The organism is Mycobacterium sp. KBS0706 (assembly GCF_005938675.2).
In the GTDB taxonomy this organism is placed as follows: domain Bacteria; phylum Pseudomonadota; class Alphaproteobacteria; order DSM-16000; family Inquilinaceae; genus Inquilinus.
In genome coordinates, this window is sequence record NZ_VCCH02000024.1 from 79,543 (window position 1) to 98,928 (window position 19,386).

Annotated in this window: 15 protein-coding genes; 7 read left to right on the forward strand and 8 right to left on the reverse strand. The window is 68.1% G+C overall.

Features of this window, described 5'->3' with window-relative positions; translation table 11 throughout:
* Window positions 1–20: 20 nt before the first annotated feature.
* Together FFK22_RS42970 and FFK22_RS15500 are read right to left on the reverse strand one after the other, a co-directional pair.
* A complete protein-coding gene (locus FFK22_RS42970; protein WP_186002480.1) occupies window positions 21–368 on the reverse strand; it encodes a ribbon-helix-helix domain-containing protein in 348 nt (115 codons plus the stop codon).
* Between the two features lie 139 nt (window positions 369–507).
* Entirely contained in the window at window positions 508–1,476 is a 969-nt protein-coding gene (locus tag FFK22_RS15500) for a cation diffusion facilitator family transporter (RefSeq protein ID WP_221938620.1), read from the reverse strand.
* 230 nt (window positions 1,477–1,706) lie between these two features.
* On the opposite strand from FFK22_RS15500, the gene FFK22_RS15505 reads away from it, so the two are divergent.
* The 6 genes from FFK22_RS15505 (at window position 1,707) to FFK22_RS15530 (ending at window position 8,762) form a co-directional block, all read left to right on the forward strand.
* Window positions 1,707–2,267, forward strand: a complete 561-nt coding sequence (locus FFK22_RS15505) for a F0F1 ATP synthase subunit delta (RefSeq protein ID WP_138885673.1) — start codon at window positions 1,707–1,709, stop codon at window positions 2,265–2,267.
* On the forward strand, window positions 2,267–3,796 hold the full coding sequence (atpA, locus tag FFK22_RS15510; protein WP_138885674.1) for a F0F1 ATP synthase subunit alpha: 1,530 nt from the start codon (window positions 2,267–2,269) through the stop codon (window positions 3,794–3,796). The genes FFK22_RS15505 and atpA overlap by 1 nt, the downstream gene beginning before the upstream one ends.
* Window positions 3,797–3,837: 41 nt before the next feature.
* Complete coding sequence (locus FFK22_RS15515; protein ID WP_138885675.1) at window positions 3,838–4,716, forward strand: F0F1 ATP synthase subunit gamma; 879 nt, start codon at window positions 3,838–3,840, stop codon at window positions 4,714–4,716.
* A gap of 51 nt (window positions 4,717–4,767) precedes the next feature.
* Window positions 4,768–6,201 carry a F0F1 ATP synthase subunit beta gene (gene atpD / locus FFK22_RS15520; RefSeq protein ID WP_138885676.1) on the forward strand — a complete coding sequence of 478 codons (1,434 nt, stop codon included), beginning with the start codon at window positions 4,768–4,770 and terminating at the stop codon, window positions 6,199–6,201.
* A 33-nt stretch (window positions 6,202–6,234) separates the two neighbouring features.
* Complete coding sequence (locus FFK22_RS15525; RefSeq protein WP_138885677.1) at window positions 6,235–6,663, forward strand: F0F1 ATP synthase subunit epsilon; 429 nt, start codon at window positions 6,235–6,237, stop codon at window positions 6,661–6,663.
* A 284-nt stretch (window positions 6,664–6,947) separates the two neighbouring features.
* Window positions 6,948–8,762: an adenine deaminase gene (locus FFK22_RS15530; RefSeq protein WP_138885678.1), complete on the forward strand. Its 1,815-nt coding sequence runs from the start codon at window positions 6,948–6,950 to the stop codon at window positions 8,760–8,762.
* A gap of 212 nt (window positions 8,763–8,974) precedes the next feature.
* On the opposite strand, the gene FFK22_RS15535 is transcribed toward FFK22_RS15530, so the two are convergent.
* The 6 genes from FFK22_RS15535 to FFK22_RS15560 all read right to left on the reverse strand — a co-directional run bounded on the left by FFK22_RS15535 (window position 8,975) and on the right by FFK22_RS15560 (window position 16,361).
* Window positions 8,975–9,415 carry a hypothetical protein gene (locus tag FFK22_RS15535; RefSeq protein ID WP_143956822.1) on the reverse strand — a complete coding sequence of 147 codons (441 nt, stop codon included), beginning with the start codon at window positions 9,413–9,415 and terminating at the stop codon, window positions 8,975–8,977.
* 402 nt (window positions 9,416–9,817) lie between these two features.
* Window positions 9,818–11,605 (reverse strand): cache domain-containing protein, encoded by a 1,788-nt coding sequence (locus FFK22_RS15540; RefSeq protein WP_138885680.1) that lies wholly within the window; start codon window positions 11,603–11,605, stop codon window positions 9,818–9,820.
* A 43-nt stretch (window positions 11,606–11,648) separates the two neighbouring features.
* Window positions 11,649–12,503, reverse strand: a complete 855-nt coding sequence (locus FFK22_RS15545; protein WP_221938621.1) for an ABC transporter substrate-binding protein — start codon at window positions 12,501–12,503, stop codon at window positions 11,649–11,651.
* A gap of 615 nt (window positions 12,504–13,118) precedes the next feature.
* On the reverse strand, window positions 13,119–13,571 hold the full coding sequence (locus tag FFK22_RS15550) for a DUF3293 domain-containing protein (RefSeq protein WP_138885682.1): 453 nt from the start codon (window positions 13,569–13,571) through the stop codon (window positions 13,119–13,121).
* An 11-nt stretch (window positions 13,572–13,582) separates the two neighbouring features.
* The gene (locus FFK22_RS15555; RefSeq protein WP_138885683.1) at window positions 13,583–13,867 is read right to left on the reverse strand and encodes a DUF4242 domain-containing protein; all 285 of its coding nucleotides are present in this window, start codon (window positions 13,865–13,867) and stop codon (window positions 13,583–13,585) included.
* A gap of 55 nt (window positions 13,868–13,922) precedes the next feature.
* The gene (locus tag FFK22_RS15560; RefSeq protein WP_138885684.1) at window positions 13,923–16,361 is read right to left on the reverse strand and encodes a penicillin-binding protein 1A; all 2,439 of its coding nucleotides are present in this window, start codon (window positions 16,359–16,361) and stop codon (window positions 13,923–13,925) included.
* A 563-nt stretch (window positions 16,362–16,924) separates the two neighbouring features.
* Here FFK22_RS15560 and FFK22_RS15565 point away from each other — a divergent pair.
* Window positions 16,925–19,386, forward strand: a 2,462-nt coding sequence (locus FFK22_RS15565; protein ID WP_221938622.1) for a ribonuclease E/G, incomplete at its 3' end; no start/stop codon positions are given.

The following is a 19,386-nucleotide window of genomic DNA, read 5'->3' on the forward strand; positions in this document are numbered from 1 at the left end:
CCCGGCCGCCCGGCTCGCTCCTAGGCGCGGGCCCCGATCACGCCTTCCAGCGCCGCGACCAGCAGCGCCGGCGGGGTCTGGACCGAGGCATGAACCGGCGGCTGCACCGGCGCCGGCCGGCGCGTCAGCTCTCGAAAATAGCATAGGACGAAGACCCGCAGCGCCCCGGTCAGGCCGCTGCCCTTGCGGGCGGCGTCGATGCGGGTACAGATCTCGTTCAGACCGATCTGCTCGCGCGCGCAGATCTCCATCAGCCCGTCCCAGAACACGACCTCCATGCGGACGCTGGTGCGTCGTCCGGCAACCGTCACGTTGCGGCAGATCGACATCGGGTCCGCGTCGCGGGCGAGAGCTCCATTATGCCCCATCGTCACCTTTCCGGGCCCGCCGCCCGGGACATCCGGGCCATGGGCGACATCAAATGCACAGGTATTATGTCGAATAATTACCGCTTCCCGGCAAAAAGGTGAACTGGCGATTGCGTTTTTCCGTCGCGACGGGTTTCGCTTAATGTCGCGGGGCGGTTTCGGCGTCGGCGCAGACCTCGAATTCGGCCTGCACCGTGGCATGGTCGACGCCGAAGCGATCGCGCAGCAGGCGGGTCACCGCGCCGATCGCCTGGTCGGAATCGGCGCCCTCGCGCAGCCGGGCGTGCAAGGTCACCAGCGGCCGGTCCGGGGTCAGGGTCCAGGCGTGGACGTGGTGGACGTCGATGACCTCATGCACCTCGGCCAGGATCGCCGCGCTCAGCGCCGCCTCGTCGATCCCGCCGGGCGACCCTTCCACCAGCACATGGCCGGATTCGCGCAGGATCGCCCAGGCGCTGCGCAGCACCAGCAGCGACACCAGGACCGACAGGATCGGGTCGATCGGCGTCCAGCCGGTCAAGAGGATCACGGCGCCGGCGGCCAGCGCGCCGACCGAGCCGAGCAGGTCGCCCATCACGTGCAGCGCGGCGCCGCGCAGGTTCAGATTGCCGCGGTCGCCGCCCTGCAGCACCCGGAAGGCGACGATGTTGGCGACCAGCCCGGCCGCGGCGACGCCGATCATCAGCCCGCCTTCGACCGGCGCCGGCGCGGCCAGCCGGCCGGCGGCCTCGACCACGATGGCGACGACCACGGCCAGCAGCACGATGCCGTTGGCAAAGGCGGCCAGCACCTGCACCCGGCCGTAGCCGTAGCTGCGCCGAGCGTCGCGCGGCCGCCGCGCCATCCGCGCCGCCAGCCAGGCCAGGGCCAGCGCCGCGGCATCGGTCAGCATGTGCCCGGCATCGGCCAGCAGGGCCAGGGAATTGGCGATCCAGCCGCCCGCCGCCTCGACCAGCATGAAGCCGGCGGTGATGGCCAGCGCGATCAGCAGCCGCCGCTCGCCATCCGCCCCTGCCGGCATACCGTGATGGTGAGCATGGCCCGGCCCGTGATCATGCGCCGCGTGATCGTGGCCGGCGTCGGGCCCGCGCGGATGGTCGTGCGGCATTGTGGCCTCCGGAGGATGCGAATCGCTCGCGCCAGTCTATATCCGGCGCCGCGCCATAAAAAACCCGCCCGGATGCCGGTTGCGCACCCCCTACCGCTATGTTAGATGACGGCGCGCCGAGCGTAAGGGGTGGGCCTCGGACAGCCCTCTGTTGTGCGATAGAGCCCCCCGAACAGTCGGCGGTCGTGGCCTCCTGCCACGATCGACAACAAACGATCGAGGGACGATCGGTGGCAGCCACAGGCTCAGGGATTTCCGGCCTCGCATCCAGCTACGCGACGGCGCTCTACGCACTCGCCGACGAGGGCAAGGCGCTCGACCAGACCGCGGACGACCTGCGCGGCCTGAAGACCGCCCTGGCCGAAAGCGAGGATCTGCGTCGTCTGGTCCGCAGCCCGCTCCTGTCGCGCGACGCGCAGGGCAAGGCGATGGCCGCGGTGCTGGAGAAGGCCGGCGTGTCCGACCTGGTGCGGCGCTTCATCGGCCTGGTGGCACGCAACCGCCGCCTGTTCGCCCTCGACGCCATGATCGACGCGTTCCTGGCCGAGCTGGCCCGCCGCCGCGGCGAGGTCACCGCCGAGGTCACCGCCGCCACGGCGCTGAGCGACCGGCAGACCGAGGCGCTGGTCGACCAGCTCAAGAAGGCCATGGGCGCCAAGGTCCAGGTCAATGTCAAAATCGATCCCGCTTTGCTCGGCGGGATGATCGTCAAAGTCGGCTCGCGCATGGTCGACAGCTCCCTGCGCACGAAACTGGCCAAGCTGCAGCTCGCGATGAAGGGGACCGTCTGATGGACATCCGTGCCGCCGAAATCTCTGCGATCATCAAGGACCAGATCGCCAATTTCGGGACCGAGGCCGACGTTGCCGAGGTCGGCCAGGTCCTGTCGGTCGGTGACGGCGTCGCCCGCGTCTACGGGCTGGACAACGTCCAGGCCGGCGAGATGGTCGAGTTCCCGGGCGGCATCAAGGGCATGGCGCTGAACCTCGAGACCGACAATGTCGGTATCGTGATCTTCGGCGAGGACCGCGACATCAAGGAAGGCGACACGGTCAAGCGCACCGGCGCCATCGTCGAGGTTCCGGTCGGCCGCGGCCTGCTGGGCCGCGTGGTCGACGCCCTGGGCAACCCGATCGACGGCAAGGGCCCGATCCAGGACGCGAAGATGAGCCGCGTCGAGGTCAAGGCCCCGGGCATCATCCCGCGCAAGTCGGTGCATGAGCCGATGCAGACCGGCCTGAAGTCGATCGACGCGCTGACCCCGGTCGGCCGCGGCCAGCGCGAGCTGATCATCGGCGACCGCCAGACCGGCAAGACCGCCGTCGCCATCGACACCATCCTGAACCAGCGCGAGATCAACAAGTCCGGCGACGAGAGCCAGAAGCTCTATTGCATCTACGTCGCGGTCGGCCAGAAGCGCTCGACGGTCGCCCAGATCGTCAAGACGCTCGAGGAATACGGCGCGCTGGAATACACCATCGTCGTCGCCGCCACCGCGTCCGAGCCGGCGCCGCTGCAGTTCCTGGCGCCCTACACCGGCGCCGCGATGGGCGAGTTCTTCCGCGACAACGGCATGCACGGGCTGATCATCTATGACGATCTGTCCAAGCAGGCCGTGGCCTACCGCCAGATGTCGCTGCTGCTGCGCCGCCCGCCGGGCCGCGAGGCCTATCCGGGCGACGTGTTCTACCTGCACAGCCGCCTGCTGGAGCGCGCGGCCAAGATGAACGACGAGCACGGCAACGGCTCGCTGACCGCGCTGCCGATCATCGAGACCCAGGCCGGCGACGTGTCGGCCTACATCCCGACCAACGTGATCTCGATCACCGACGGCCAGATCTTCCTCGAGACCGGCCTGTTCTATAAGGGCGTCCGCCCGGCCATCAATGTCGGCCTGTCGGTCAGCCGCGTCGGCTCCGCCGCCCAGGTCAAGGCGATGAAGCAGGTCGCCGGCCGCATCAAGCTCGAGCTCGCGCAGTACCGCGAGATGGAGGCCTTCGCCCAGTTCGCGTCGGACCTCGACGCCTCGACCCAGAAGCTGCTGGCCCGCGGCGCGCGCCTGACCGAGCTGCTGAAGCAGCCGCAGTTCAGCCCGCTGCCGATCGAGGAGCAGGTGGCGTCGATCTTCGCCGGCGTCCGCGGCCATCTCGACACCGTCCCGACCAACCGGGTGCAGGATTTCGAGAAGGGCCTGCTCGACGCGCTGCGCGACGACGGCAAGGCGATCCTCGAAGGCATCCGCAACGAGAAGCAGATCTCGCCGGCGAACGAGGAGAAGCTGACCAGCTTCATCACGAACTACGCCAAGACCTTCGTCTGAGCGGCGGTCGTTCCCACCACATCGATTGAAGGCGGGGCGCCATGCCGTCGTTGAAGGACCTCAAGAACCGGATCGCCAGCGTCAAGTCGACGCAGAAGATCACCGCGGCCATGAAGATGGTCGCGGCGTCGAAGCTGCGCCGCGCCCAGGAGCAGGCCGAGGCTGGCCGGCCCTATGCCGACCGGATGGAGCGGATGCTGACCGGCCTGGCCGCGGTCGCCAAGACCGCGGGCCAGGGCCCGAAGCTGATCGCCGGCACCGGCAAGACCGATGTGCACCTGCTGCTGGTCATCACCTCCGACCGCGGCCTGGCCGGGGCGTTCAACGCCACGGTGCTGCGCGAGACGCGCAAGCAGATCCGCGAGCTGCAGGGCAAGGGCCGGACGGTGAAGCTGTTCACCATCGGCCGCAAGGCCCGGGACAGCCTGCGCCGCGATTACGCCAACCTGATCGTCGAGAGCGTGACCGACATCAGCCGGCCGAAGCTCGGTTTCACCAAAGCCGATGCGATCGCGACCCGGATCCTGGCGATGTTCGAGGCCGGCGATTTCGACGTCTGCTCGGTCGTCTACAACAAGTTCAAGTCGGCGATCGCCCAGATCATCACGGTGCAGCAGCTGGTGCCCGTGGCGCTGCCGGCCGTGGCCGAGGACACGGCCTCGAACATCGTCTACGAGTTCGAGCCGAGCGAGGAGCAGATCCTGGCGGAGCTGCTGCCGCGCAACCTGGGGATCCAGATCTACAAGGCGCTGCTCGAATCCGCGGCCTCCGAGGAGGGCGCGCGGATGACCGCGATGGACAATGCGACGCGCAACGCCGGCGACATGATCAAGCGGCTGACGCTGGTCTACAACCGGACCCGCCAGGCCTACATCACCAAGGAGCTGATCGAGATCATCTCGGGCGCCGAAGCCGTTTAAGGCGCCCTGATCCACCGATCGCTTGAAGACAGTTCGAGGAGCGTGAGCACCATGGTCGAGACCCAGACCGCAAGCAACGTCATCGGCCGCATCAGCCAGGTTCTGGGCGCCGTGGTGGACGTCCAGTTCGATGGCGAGCTGCCCGCCATTCTGAACGCCCTGACCACCGAGATCGGCGATCGCAAGCTGGTGCTCGAGGTGGCGCAGCACCTCGGCGAGAACACCGTGCGCTGCATCGCCATGGACTCGACCGACGGCCTGGTCCGCGGCAACAAGGTCCAGGACAGCGGCAACGCCATCCAGGTGCCGGTCGGCCCGGAGACGCTCGGCCGCATCATGAACGTGATCGGCGAGCCGATCGACGAGCGCGGCCCGATCAACGCCAAGCTGCACTCGCCGATCCACCGCCAGGCGCCGGACTTCGTCGACCAGGCGACCGAGGCGGAGATGCTGGTGACGGGCATCAAGGTCGTCGACCTGATCAGCCCCTACGCCAAGGGCGGCAAGATCGGCCTGTTCGGCGGCGCCGGCGTCGGCAAGACGGTGACCATCCAGGAGCTGATCAACAACATCGCCAAGGCGCATGGCGGCGTGTCGGTCTTCGCCGGCGTGGGCGAGCGGACCCGCGAGGGCAACGACCTGTATCACGAGATGATCGACTCCAAGGTCATCAACTTCGAGGGCGACTCGAAGGTGGCGCTGGTCTACGGCCAGATGAACGAGCCGCCGGGTGCGCGCGCCCGCGTCGGCCTGTCGGGCCTGACCGTGGCCGAGTACTTCCGCGACGTCGAAGGCCAGGACGTGCTGTTCTTCGTCGACAACATCTTCCGCTTCACCCAGGCGGGCGCCGAGGTGTCGGCGCTGCTCGGCCGCATCCCGTCGGCGGTGGGCTACCAGCCGACGCTGTCGACCGACATGGGCGCGCTGCAGGAGCGCATCACCTCGACCAACAAGGGCTCGATCACCTCGGTGCAGGCCATCTACGTGCCCGCCGACGACCTGACCGACCCGGCGCCGGCGACCTCGTTCTCGCATCTCGACGCGACGACCGTGCTGAGCCGCGCGATCTCCGAGCTGGGCATCTACCCGGCGGTGGACCCGCTCGACTCGACCTCGCGCATCCTCGACCCGCGCGTGGTCGGCCAGGAGCATTACGAGGTGGCCCGCGCCGTGCAGCGCACGCTGCAGGAATACAAGGCGCTGCAGGACATCATCGCCATCCTGGGCATGGACGAGCTGACCGAAGAGCAGAAGCTGACCGTGGCCCGCGCCCGGAAGATCCAGCGCTTCTTCAGCCAGCCCTTCCACGTTGCCGAGGTGTTCACCGGCACGCCGGGCGAGCTGGTCCCGGTCGAGGAGACGGTCCGCGGCTTCAAGGGCATCGTCAACGGCGACTACGACCACCTGCCGGAGGCGGCGTTCTACATGGTCGGCTCGATCGACCAGGCCATCGCCAAGGCGAAGAAGCTCGCCGAAGCCGCCTGATCCGATTGACGCCCAATCCTGCCGGGGACATCCATGGCCGAGAAATTCGCCTTCGAACTGGTCTCGCCCGAGAAGCTGCTCGTGGCGCAGCAGGTCGAGATGGTGGTCGTCCCCGGTGGCGACGGCTATTTCGGCGTGCTGAAGGGGCACATGTCGATGCTGTCGACCGTCCAGCCGGGCGTGATCGACGTCTATGAGCAGCGCAGCGCCGTCTCCAGCCGGCTGTTCGTCACCGGCGGCTTCGCCGAGGTGACGCCGGAGCGCTGCACCGTGCTGGCCGAGGAGGTGGTGCCGGTGGCCTCGCTGGACCGCGGCAAGGTCGAGCAGGAGCTGCGCGACGCCGAGGAGGACGTGGCCGACGCCAAGTCCCCCGGCGACAAGGCGGTGGCCGAGCGGGCGCTGAAGCTGGCCCAGGCCAAGCTGACCGCCGTCACCCGCGGCGCACCGGCCGGCCACGCCTGACCGCGAGCGGCCACAAGGCTGAATTGGAAAGGGCCCCTCCGGGGCCCTTTTTCTTTGGCTGTCGCTGCAACGGCCTCCGCTCCTGGTAAGCTGCCCGCGGCTCGGAACATTGACCCGTCATGGCGAGCCCCGAAGGGGCGTGGCCATCCAGCGGCACCGGCCCCCTGGATGGCCACGTCGCTACGCTCCTCGCCATGACGAAGAAGGCCTGGAGAGTCGATCTCAAAGGCCATTGGTATAAGCTGCCGGTACCCGATTCCCGCGGCAAACGAGAGACCGACCAGATGTCCGGGCTCACACGCTTCTCCGTTCCTCCCCTGTCCCGCATGACCCGGCGGCTGGCGGATGCCGCCTCCGGCCGCGCCGCGCCCGACCTGGTGATCCGCGACGTCCGGGTGCTGTCGACCTATTCCGAGCGCATCCTGCCGGGCCGCGAGGTCTGGGTGGCCGGCGGGCGCATCGCCGCGGTGAAGCCGGCGGGATCGTGCCGCGACGGATCGGCCCGCGTCTATGACGGGAAAGGCGCCATGCTCGCGCCCGGGCTGGTCGACCCGCACATCCATATCGAATCCAGCATGGTGACGGCCTGCGCCTATGCCGAGGCGGCGCTGCTGAACGGCACCACCACGATCTTCTGCGACAGCCACGAGATCGGCAACGTCATGGACGTGGCCGGGGTCGAGGCGATGCTGGAGGATGCCCGGGCTGCGCCGCTGTCGATCTTCCTGACCGTGCCCAGCACGGTGCCGGCCACCTCGCCGCGCCTCGAGACCGCCGGCGGCGACCTGACGGCCGAGAAGATCGCGGGGCTGTTCGACCGCTGGCCGGAGGCCGTGGCGCTGGGCGAGAAGATGGACTTCGTCCCGGTGACGATGGGCGACGAGCGCAGCCACGCCATTCTCGCCGCGGCGCTGGAGCGCGGCCGGCCGGTCTCCGGCCATGTCTATGGCCGGGAGTTCGTCGCCGCCTATGCCGCCGCCGGCGTCACCGACACGCATGAGGCGATCGACCGCGACATCGCCGACGACATGCTGGAAGCCGGCATCTGGCTGTTCCTGCGCGGCGGCCCGCCGACCACGCCCTGGCACAGCCTGCCCGAGGCGATCAAGACGATCACCGAGCTCGGCGCCTCGCACAAGCGCGTCGCCGTCTGCACCGACGATCGCGACGCCGAGGACCTGCTGCATTTCGGCCTGGACTGGGTGGTGCGCGAGGCGATGCGCGCCGGCCTGTCGCCCGCACAGGCCTGGTCGATGGGGTCGCTGCACGGCGCCACCCGCTTCGGCCAGGATGGCGAGATCGGCGGCTTCGGCGGCGGCCGCCGGGCCGATCTCGTGCTGCTGGATGACGGCCACAAGCCGGTCAACACCTGGTACGGCGGCGAGCTGGTGGTGGAGGGCGGCCGGATCACCCCGGTCCTGGACCAGGCGCTGTCCGCCCGCTGGCGCTATCCGGAGGCGGCCTACCGCACCGTGCGGCTGCCGGCGGCGGTCAAGCTGACGCCCGACCTTCCGGTCGACCCCGTCACCGCCCATGCGATCCGGACGGTCCTGCCCGGCATCACGCTCGGCCATGTCACGCTGGAGCTCGAGCCGGCGAATGACTGGCAGGCGCATTTCGACCGGCACGGCCTGTGCTTCGTCACGGTGGTGGAGCGGCATGGCAAATCGGCCGGCAACGTGGCGCACGGCCTCCTGTCCGGCTTCACGCTGAAGTCGGGCGCCGTCGCCTCCTCGGTCGGGCACGACAGCCACAACAACATCATCGCCGGCACCAACGAGGCCGACATGCAGGTGGCGCTGCAGGCGATCGAGGCGGCGCAGGGCGGTGTCTGCGTCGTGCGCGACGGCCGGGTGACGGCGATGGTGCCGCTGCCCATCGCGGGGCTGCTGTCCGACAAGCGCGTGACCGAGGTGGCGGAGGAGGTGAAGGCGCTGAAGGCCGAATGGGAGAAGGCGGGCTGCGCCATCCCCTATATGGGCTTCAACCTGATCCCGCTGTCGGTGATCCCGGAGATCCGCATCACCGACAAGGGGCTGGTGCTGGTGCCGGAGATGGAACTCGTGCCGCTGTTCGAACCGGCGCCGGCGACCGCTTGAGAGGGGGCGGACCATCGACCCGTCATCCCGTGCGCGCTGCGGCGCGAAGCGCTGCTGCGCAGACATGGGATCTCGATGCAGGCTTGAAGAGATCCCGGGTCTGCGGCGCATCACTGCGTGCTGCGCCGCAGACCCGGGGTGAGCGCGATGGCCGCTATCGGGTAGCCCGCAGCCGGTCCGGCCGTCTGGAAGGGGCGGAAAGCGGCCGTTACTTACTCCAACATGATAGGCGGCCCAATCATCGGCTTCGCCTGCGGCTCCCAGTCGTATGCAAGCAATGCACCGAATTCTCCATAGTGCAATTCATCGCCATAATTCCAGAGACAGAATGCGATGCCTTCAATTCTCTGGACTGCCAGCCCAATCATTCGTCCATCGCCATCAAGGATGGCGTTCAAAGTCGCGATTTCGGAGCTGAGAAGTAGAGGGTCAACCCCGTTGTGAAAGTCATGCACCTCCACGCGCCCGTATTCTCCCATGTCGAACGGTTCGTCGAGGGGCAGGTCGTCGAGGATTACACTCTCACCGTCCGAGGCGACACGCACGCGAAGCGACTTCCCATCGCTAAACACGAGGCGAACCCTGGTCGGGTCTGTCCAGTTCAACTCTCCTTTGAAACTGTGCAGGTTCGCAGTGATCGAGATTAGCTTCATCGGATGATGATGAGCCTGGTGGAGAAGGTCCGCAACGGGTCGAATCCGGTCATGTCCGCTCTCAGGAGCGAGGCGCGATGGCCGCTCTCGGGCATCCCTCAGCCCGCCTGGGAGACCGGGTTGGGCGGAATCCGGTCTCTTGGTTCGACCCCGTTGCATGACGCGTCAGCGCAGATGAGTCGTTGCGGTGCTTCTCGAAAGCGGACGCGACCATGAACGGCCTGGCCGGGATGACTGCAGCAGACTTCGCCGCAACGCCTGTTTGATCACCACCCAGGGCCCTCGCGGCAGAAAAGCGCCGCGCTTTTGGTCAAATCACACCACTGCGCCCTCATCCTCAGAGTTCCGATACTTCAGCCTCGGGGTGCGTGGAAAACCGAGAGGTCTGCCGAGGCAGCCCGGCTATCGGATCGCATCGACGGCCTGGGGATCGAATGAGGATGCGACGTTGCGCTGGCCGTGCGGACGTTCGAGACCATAGACGGGCACGGATTCATCAAAACCTTTGATCTGACGTACGCCAAGGTCGACCAGAGAAATCCTGCCGCGCACCGCCTCCGCCACCACGGCATCTGCGAGGATCTGCCGGTCCTCCGCCAGCGCGCACAACCTGGAGGCCAGATTCACGACATTGCCGATCGCGGTATACTCCACGCGGCCCTCATATCCGATCCCACCGACCGTCGCCGGTCCCATGGCCAGACCGACACCGAAGCCGAGGGCGTGACCGTGTGACCGCCAGCCGCCTGCAAGCTGCTGAACAACGGTCTGCATCTCGACCGCCATGTCCACGGCACGAAGCGCCGGATCGGCGCACGGTACCGGCGCGTTGATGAGCACCATCAGCCCGTCACCAGCGAAGGTCGTCAGTGTCGCTTCGGATCGGGTGATGACCGAGCCAAGAGCCTCATAATATTCACCCAATACTCGCATGATCTCCTGCGGCTCGGCTCGGGCGGAAAACGCAGTAAACCCGCGCAGATCACAAAATACGACGACGACCTCGGCACGTTGGCCGGCAAGCAAGCTCTTGTCCCCTGCCTTGTCGACGAGTTCGGCGACCTGGGGCGCGAGGAACTGCTTCAATCGAGCAATTCTCTCCGAGCGCTCCTGAGACACTTTGAGCCCTTCTGCCATCTGGTTGAAGTGGTCCGCCAGGCGCTCGAGTTCATCCCCAGTGGCGATGTCAATCCGGTGATCCAGGTGTCCGGCGCCGATCTGCTCGGTACCCTCTTCCAGCCGCCGGATTGGCCCTGTCATCCGCCGGGCAAGCCAATAGGCCAAGGACGCGGCAAACATGGCGCCTGCCAGAAGTAGCGCGGCCGTGCGCCAAAGTGCGAAACGGATCGATGCGAACGCTTCGGAAAGCGGCTGCTCGACGAACACCGTCCAATCCACGCCCGGGACGGGCGCCACGGCGAGCATGACCGCTTCGCCCTCGAGGTTGCTCGTGGTGACGGCAGATCCGGCGGCGGTGTCCATCATCTTCTGCAACCTGTTCATGGCCGAGGACGTCTCGTAATCAATCCCGCGAAGCACCCTGCTGATGTCCGGATGGGCGATGATCCGGCCGAGTTGATCCAGAGCAAAGGCATGGCCGGTCTCTCCGATGCGGATGGCGGAGATGACATCCCATACGAGCTTCAGGTTGATTTCGGCCACGGCCACCCCGGCGACTTTGCGATTGCCGGCCAGCCCAATGGTCATGAATGGCTCGGAGTCGCGGCGGTAGGTGACGGGACCGTACGATGCTCCAGTCAACTTGGCTTCGGAGACGGCGGGATCTCGAGATCGATCGACGCCACTTGCTGTCCGGTTCAGGTCGATGCGGGAGACAAACAGCCGTTCGATGCCGTCGCCGTCGACAAGAGTGATGCTGACAACCGCCGGCACGCGGCGCAGAACCCCCAGAGCATCGAGCCGATGCTGCTCCCCGGCGCTGGCCGACCAGTCCTGCTGCAGCGTCGAAGCCAATTGGTCTTCGATCCGGTCAAAGAAGCCCTCGATTGCGGCCGCTGCCGAGGCCGCCTGTGTCCGCAGCAGAAGATCGAGCATGACGCGCTGGTCGCGATATCCGAACCATGCATCGCCGAAGCCGCTGGCGAGCATAGGGACCACGACAGCGATGAATGACACAGCGAAGTACTTCTGGAACAGAGACCGGCGCAGATCGAGCCAGCGGCGGGCCATGACTATGCCGCGGTGATCAGGGCCCGCCGCTCGTGAGCCCATCTCATTCAATCACCTCATCGGCCAACAGGAGTACGCTCTGAGGCACCTCGATGCCGAGCGCCTGAGCGGTCCGCAGATTGATCAACAGCTTGAATGTCGCCGGTTGCTCGATCGGCAGGTCGCCAGGCTTCGCCCCTTTCAGGATCCGGTCGACATAGTAGGCAAGCCGGTGGGTCATCGCGTCATAATCGGCCGAATACGCCATCAGGCAGCCGGCTGGGACGTACCATCTGCCCCAGGTCATCGTGGGCAAACGATGTTGCAGCGCCAAATCGGCTATTCTCTGCGCTTGGTGCGCGAGCATGACGTCCGGCAGCACGAAAACGGCTTGCTCATGCTCCGCCTCCATTCTGGCGAATGCGGTCGCGATGTCGGCGGGTTCGCTGACGTGATGAAGCCGAACTGCGAGGCCGAGCCGGTCGGCCGCCCGCTTCGTGTCCTCCTCAAACGGCAGGTAGGAGACCTCCGGGTTTGCGAGCACGCCCACGGTGGCGAGCTGCGGGATCGTCTCTTTGAGCAACTCCAGGCGCTTGGCGGAGAGCTCAGTGGCGTAGTAAGTGACCCCGGTCAGATTGCCACCTGGCTTCGCAAGACTGCGTGCCAGACCTGCACCCACCGGGTCTCCGCTGAGGACTGTCACGATCGGCATCGTATCGGTGACCGCGTGCGCGGCAGTCCCTGCCGGCTGCGAGGTCGTGACGATCACATCCACCGGAACCTGCACGAGCGCTGCAGCGGCCGTCGCAAAGCCGCGATCGTGTTCTCGCGCGCTGCGGCACTCGTAAACGACAGTCTCGTCAGGTGTGTATCCGAGCTCGCTAAGCCCGTCCAAGAACGGGCCGAACTCGGCCTTCACAGATCGCTCATCACAGGACGACCAGACCAGTAGCCCGATCCGCGGCGTGCTCTCTGTCGGTGATTGGCCGAGGGCCGGAGTGGCGCAAGCCACTGCCAGAGCGTAGACGATATAAAAGCAGTGCCGCCGTCCCCTCCTCGTCGCACAACCATATCGGCCGGCAAACTTGCCGTCTGCGGGGCGGGGAACCCCATCTCGCGCAGTAATTGCAACGAACCGCTCTTCCACGGCAGCCCCCTTGCACAGGGCCGACCAAGACATCAATCGCGGAACTGAACTGTCCTCATGATACCCGAATCCGCGGTCGTTTGATATCGACCACTCCTCGCCGGGGATTGTCAAAGCTCCCGATCATCGCGACGCCGCAAAGGCCCGTCGTCGGCGGTGGCAAGAGCATGCGGACTTGCGTAACGGGAGGCGACCGCTTCCCTTCGTTCACCGCCTCTCTCGTTTACAGCGCCTATGAGGCGCCGCCTCGGGTCAAGATCACCGATCGTCTGCTCGAGGTGGACGACTGGATCGGATCATCGATGCCCGCCGGGCCCTGCCGTCGGCCACATCGCGCGAGGATGCGCGACATCCCGTCCGCCGCGGCCCGAATGCACCGGTCTCGATTCAGTCCGCTTTCAGCACCTCGACCAGTAGCCGCGTCGGCACCAGCCGGGCAGGCCGGCCGGGGGCGAAGCAGACGATGGCGTTCTGGCCGAACTCCTCGGCCAGGGCCACGATATCCGCGGTCGGCATCCCGAGCACCAGCAGCCCCTGCTCCGGCGGCCAGGCGCCGTCCAGGCCGGCGCCGGTGTGGGGCACGGCATCGAAACCGCGCCGCCGAACCGCCTCGGCCAAGCGCTGCCTCGCCGCGTCGTTCTCGGCCGCCGGCGCCAGCCGGCTGCGCGGGTTGTCGGCGCTGACGAAGCCGGCACCGGCCACACCACGGCCGGCCAGCCAGGCCTCGGCCTGCGGGTTGCGGCGGTCGATCCGCACCTCATGCCCGGCGCCGTCGGCGGCGAACAGGTAGCGGGTGTCGCGATAGGCTTCGAGCAGCCGGATGAAGCCCGAGAGATCCATCCGGTGGCCCGTCAGCCGGCCCGTTCGGTCGTCGGGTCGATCATCTTGCGGATCTCGGTGATCCTGGTTGCCGGGAAGCCGCTGATCTCGGCATGCTTGCGGATCGCCGCCTCGTCCGTGGCGAGGTAGACGCAGAAGGTCTTGTTGTCGGCGACGTAGCTCTCGACCCACTGGATGTCGGGGCCGACCTGCCGCAGCGCGTCGTTCGACTTGGCCGCGGCGCCGCGCAGCTGCTCGCGCTCCAGCGTGCCGACGTCCGGAATGTCGCGCTCGATGATGAATTTGCGAAGGGCCATGCGTTCCTCCCTGGATTCAGCGTATCGCTTCGCTTGATCTAGGCCGCGGCGGCGCTCAGTACAGCCCGCCGGTCCCGGTCGTGGCGTCGGGCACGCTGTCGCCGAAGCCGGTGTCGCCCTGGTCGGTCGCGCCGCCGCTGCCGTCGAGCCGGTCGAGGGCATAGCCGGTGCCGGGCTCGGTGCCGGGGCGGAACGCCTCCCAGATCGTGTTGTCGCCGCTGCCATAGGCGGGCTGGCCGCTCAGCCGGTCGACCTTCACCAGATTCACTCCCGGCGGGATGCGGAAGGGCGGCACGTCCTTGCCCTGCAGCGCCGCGGACATGAAGTCGCGGAAGATCGGCAGCGCCGCGGTCGACCCCCATTCGCGGGCGCCCAGCGTCTTCGGGTCGTCGAAGCCGACATAGATCGCCACCACCAGATCGGGCGAGAAGCCGACGAACCAGGCGTCCTTGGCGTCGTTGGTGGTGCCGGTCTTGCCGGCCAGGGTGAAGCCCAGCTTGTTCAGCGCCGAGGCGGTGCCGCGCTGCACCACGCCCTGCAGGATCGAGGTCATCTGATAGGCCGAGACCGGGTCGGCGATCTGCTCGCGCGTGTCCGGGATCGCCGGCGTCGCCTGGTCGGCCCAGGGCTGGCCGCAGCCGTCGCAGGGCCGCTCATCGTGCCGGTAGATGGTGCGGCCGGTCCGGTCCTGGATCCGGTCGATGAAGGTCGGCAGCACCTTCTTGCCGCCATTGGCGATCTGGGCGAAGCCGGTCGCCATCTGCAGCGGCGTGGTGGCGCCGGCGCCGAGCGCCATCGAGTACAGGAGCGGCATGTCCTTGTAGACGCCGAACAGCTCCGCCGTCGCCTTGACCTTGTCGAGGCCGACCGCCTGGATCAGCCGCACCGTCATCAGGTTGCGCGACCGCTCGACGCCGACACGCAGCGGCATCGGGCCGAGGAAGCGGTGGTCGTCATTCTCCGGCGTCCAGTCGGTGGTGCCGACATCGATCGTGATCGGGGCGTCGTCGATGATCGTCGTCGGGGTGTAGCCGGCCTCCAGCGCCGTCAGATAGACGAAGGGCTTGAAGGTCGACCCCGGCTGCCGCACCGCCTGGGTGCCGCGGTCGAATTCGCTCATCGCGTAGTCGTAGCCGCCGCTGATCGCCAGCACCCGGCCGGTGTTGGGGTCGAGCGCGACCAGCGCGCCCTGGGCGTCCGGGATCTGGCGCAGGCCGAACTCCTGCGGCACCGCCTTGTCGTCCGGCACCGGGCCGGTCGGCTCGACCAGGACGACGTCGCCCTTGGCCAGCACGTCGGCCGGCTTCCTGGGATCGGCGCCGACGGTCTGGTTCGGCCGCCACGGCCGGGCCCATTTCATCTCGGCGAAGGGGATGGTGCCGCGGCTCTTGTCCGAGAAGCCGATGTCGGCGGCCTTGGCGTCGACGTCGAGAACGACCGCCATCTGCCAGTCGCCGGCGCCGGCCGGCCGCTCGATCGCGGCGAGCTGCCCGGCCCAGTCGTCGAAGCCCTCGATTTTCTTCAGCGGACCGCGCCAGCCATGCCGCTGGTCATAGCTGCGCAGGCCGTTGCGCAGCGACTGGTCGGCCAGGTCCTGCAGATGCGGGTCCAGCGAGGTGCGCACCGACATGCCGCCCTGGTAGAGCGCGTCGTTGCCGTACAGGCGCTGCAGCTCGCGCCGCACCTCCTCGGCGAAGTAGTTGGCGCTGACGAACTCGATCTGCCGCCGGTCCTTGGTCACCAACGGCTCGGCCCGGGCGGCGTCGGCCTGCTCCTTGGTGATCGCCCCGTCCTCGAGCAACCGGCCGAGGACGTAGTTGCGGCGGTTGACGGCGGCGTCCATCCGGGTCTTCGGGTCGTAGCTGCTGGGTGCCTTCGGCAGGCCGGCCAGGAAGGCGGCCTCGGAGACCGTCAGGTCCTTCAGCGGCTTGTTGAAATAGGCCAGCGACGCCGCCGCCACGCCATAGGCGCCGCGGCCGAGATAGATCTGGTTCAGGTACAGCTCGAGGATCTGCTGCTTGGTGAAGGCGCTCTCGATGCGCAGCGCCAGCAGCACCTCGCGGATCTTGCGGCTGATCGCCCGGTCCGGCGTCAGGAAGAAGTTGCGCGCCACCTGCTGGGTGATGGTCGACGCGCCCTCGACCCGCCGGCCGGAGGCGTAGTTCTGGATCGCGGCGAGGCCGGCCCGGGCGATGCCCTGCAGGTCGACGCCCGGATGGTCGTAGAAGCGCTGGTCCTCGGCCGAGACGAAGGCCTGCGCCACCAGGGGCGGAATCGCCCCGAACGGTACGAACAACCGGTTCTGGCTGGCATACTCCGCCATCAGCCGGCCGTCGGCCGCGTGCAGCCGGGTGGTGATCGGCGGCGCGTATTCGGCCAGCTGCGCCGTGTCCGGCAGGTCGCGGCCGAAATAGCTCGCAGCCGCGAAGACCCCGACCGCCGCGATGACGAGCAGGAGGATGAGGGAGGACAGGAGCCAGCCGATCAGGCGCATCGGACCTTGGGAGCAATGAATGGGCGGCCCGCGAGGCCGGCCTCGACGCAAAAGCGGATAGGCCGCGATTGTGTTCCGTTGATGACCGCTTGGGGCAGGGCAGCCTCTGTTACCATAGCGCCGGCCGCGAGTCAGGCCCCTGCGACCCCGCGCGCCTGTGACTGTCGAAATCTCCCATTGTCGAGACTGCGGTGCCTCGGTATCGTGACGGCGCGACAGTCTGCCCGATCGGTCGATCGGATCTCCGGGTTCCCCGGGTGTCCGGGTCGATCGCGCGGCGGCACATCGATTTCCGCCGGGAAACGTCTTACGTCGAACGGCCGGCACGCGATGCGCGGCTGCGGATGTCGGGCGACATTGAGGATCAACTCGAGGCCGTGCCCCGGCGCATCCGCGCCGGACCGGTGGTCGCGGACCCTCCCGTCTGGCCTGCTGCAAAGCGCCGTTCTCGGGTGATCACGGTTCGCGCCCCCGGCGGTTTCGGCAGGACAAGGACGCGCCGCAGCCCCGTCGGTCGCGCGGGGTGACGGCAGCGTCGCCAGGGTTTGTATATGGCTAAAAGAATGCTGGTGGACGCCACCCATGCGGAAGAAACGCGGGTGGTGGTACTGGACGGCAATCGGCTCGAGGAATTCGACTTCGAGACCGAGGCCAAGAAGCAGCTGAAGGGCAACATCTACCTGGCCAAGGTGACGCGGGTCGAACCCTCGCTCCAGGCCGCCTTCGTCGAGTATGGCGGGAACCGGCACGGTTTCCTCGCCTTCTCGGAAATCCATCCCGACTACTACCGGATCCCGATCGCCGACCGCGAGGCGCTGCTGGCCCGCCAGGCCGCGGAGGCCGACGAGGCCGAGGCCGTCGAGGCGAAGCCGGCCGAGCCGGCGTCCCGCCGGCGCCGCGGCCGTGACCGCCGCCCGGCCCGCGCCGAAACCGAGGCCGGCCCGAGCGAGACGGTCGAGGCCGCCGGCGATGCGGTGGCGGGCGAGGTGATCGCCGGCGAGCCGATCGTCGAGGACAGCTTCGGCGAGACCCTGTCGACCGAGGGCGACAGCGGCCCGGTCGCGCTGCTGGCCCCGCCCGAATCGCCGCGGGGCGACGACCCGGCCACGGCCGAGGGCGAGAACGGCAACGGCAATGGCCAGGACGGCGGCGAGCACGAGCCCGAGGTTCTGGGCGGCGACGAAGCCGAGGAGGCCCGCGACCGCCGCTCGAAGCTGCCGAACTACCGCAACTACAAGATCCAGGAGGTCATCAAGCGCCGGCAGATCATGCTGGTGCAGGTGACCAAGGAGGAGCGCGGCAACAAGGGTGCGGCGCTGACCACCTACCTGTCGCTGGCCGGCCGCTACTGCGTCTTGATGCCGAACACGCCGCGCGGCGGCGGCATCAGCCGGAAGATCGCCAATCCCAAGGATCGCAAGAAGATGAAGGCGATCATGGATGACCTGGACGTGCCGGACGGCATGGCGGTCATCCTGCGGACGGCGGGTCTGGAGCGGACCAAGCTGGAGATCCGGCGCGACCTCGACTACCTGCTGCGGCTGTGGGATTCGATCCGGCAGACGACGCTGCAGTCGACCGCCCCCTGCGCCATCCATGAGGAAGCGGACCTGATCAAGCGGGCGATCCGCGACCTCTATTCCAAGGACATCGAGGACGTCCAGGTCGCCGGCGACGAGGGCTACCGGACCGCCAAGGACTTCATGCGCATGCTCATGCCGAGCCATGCCAAGAAGGTCCAGCCGTATCTCGACCAGGACGTCCCGCTCTTCCACCGCTTCAACGTGGAAGGCCAGATCGATGCGATGCACAGCCCGGTGGTGCAGCTGCGCTCCGGCGGCTACATCGTCATCAACCCGACCGAGGCGCTGGTCTCGATCGACGTCAACTCCGGCCGCTCGACCCGCGAGCGGAACATCGAGGAGACGGCGTACAAGACCAATCTGGAGGCCGCCGACGAGGTCGCCCGCCAGCTGCGCCTGCGCGACCTGGCCGGGCTGATCGTCATCGACTTCATCGACATGGAGGACGACCGCCACAACAAGGCGGTCGAGCACCGGCTGAAGGAGGCGATGCGGCAGGACCGCGCCCGCATCCAGATCGGCCGGATCAGCGCCTTCGGCCTGCTCGAGCTGTCGCGCCAGCGGCTGCGCCCGAGCCTGATGGAGACGCATTTCGAGACCTGCGCCCATTGCGGCGGGCTGGGCATGACCCGGACCACCGGCTCGGCGGCGCTGTCGGTGCTGCGCGCGATCGAGGAGGAGGGCATCCGCAAGCGCGCCTCCGAGGTCACCGTGCATGTCGCCACCGCCCTGGCGCTGTACCTGTTCAACCAGAAGCGCGACGCCCTGGCCGATATCGAGCGGCGCTACGGCGTGCGGGTGATGATCGAGGCCGATGACAGCCTGATCCCGCCGGCGCACCGGATCGAGCGCACCCGCGCCCGCGGCGCCGAGCTGCCGGCCCCGACGGCGCCGGTCGACAACACCGCCCGGATCATGGCCGAGACCGACGCCGCGCTGGAGCACGAGGCGGACGAGGTCGAGGACGAGGCGGAAGAGGTCGAGGAGGCCGCCGAGGCCCGGGAGCCGGCGCGTCAGCCGCAGCAGCAGCGCCCGGCGCAGCAGCCGCAGCATCACGGCGGTGGCCAGCAGGCCGATGGCGAGGGCCGCGGCCGTCGCCGCCGGCGTCGGCGCGGCCGGCGGCGCGGCGAGGACGGGCATCATCCGGACCAGCCCGCGCAGGTCGCCGCCGATGGCAGCTTCGGCTACGACCCGCGCGACGAAGCCGAGGACGGCGCAGACCAGGCGGCCGAGCCGTTCACGCTCGAGGCTGCCGATGCCGCCAGCCACGCCGAGCCGGTCGAGGAGGCCGCCCCCGCCGTCGTCGAACCGGCCGAGCCGGCCCCCGCCGAAGCCGCGGCACCCGAGGCGCCGCCGGCCGAGGACGACGCCAAGCGTCGCCGTGGCCGTCGCGGCGGTCGCCGCAAGAAGACGGACGAAGAGCCCTTCGTGCTCGAAGCCGC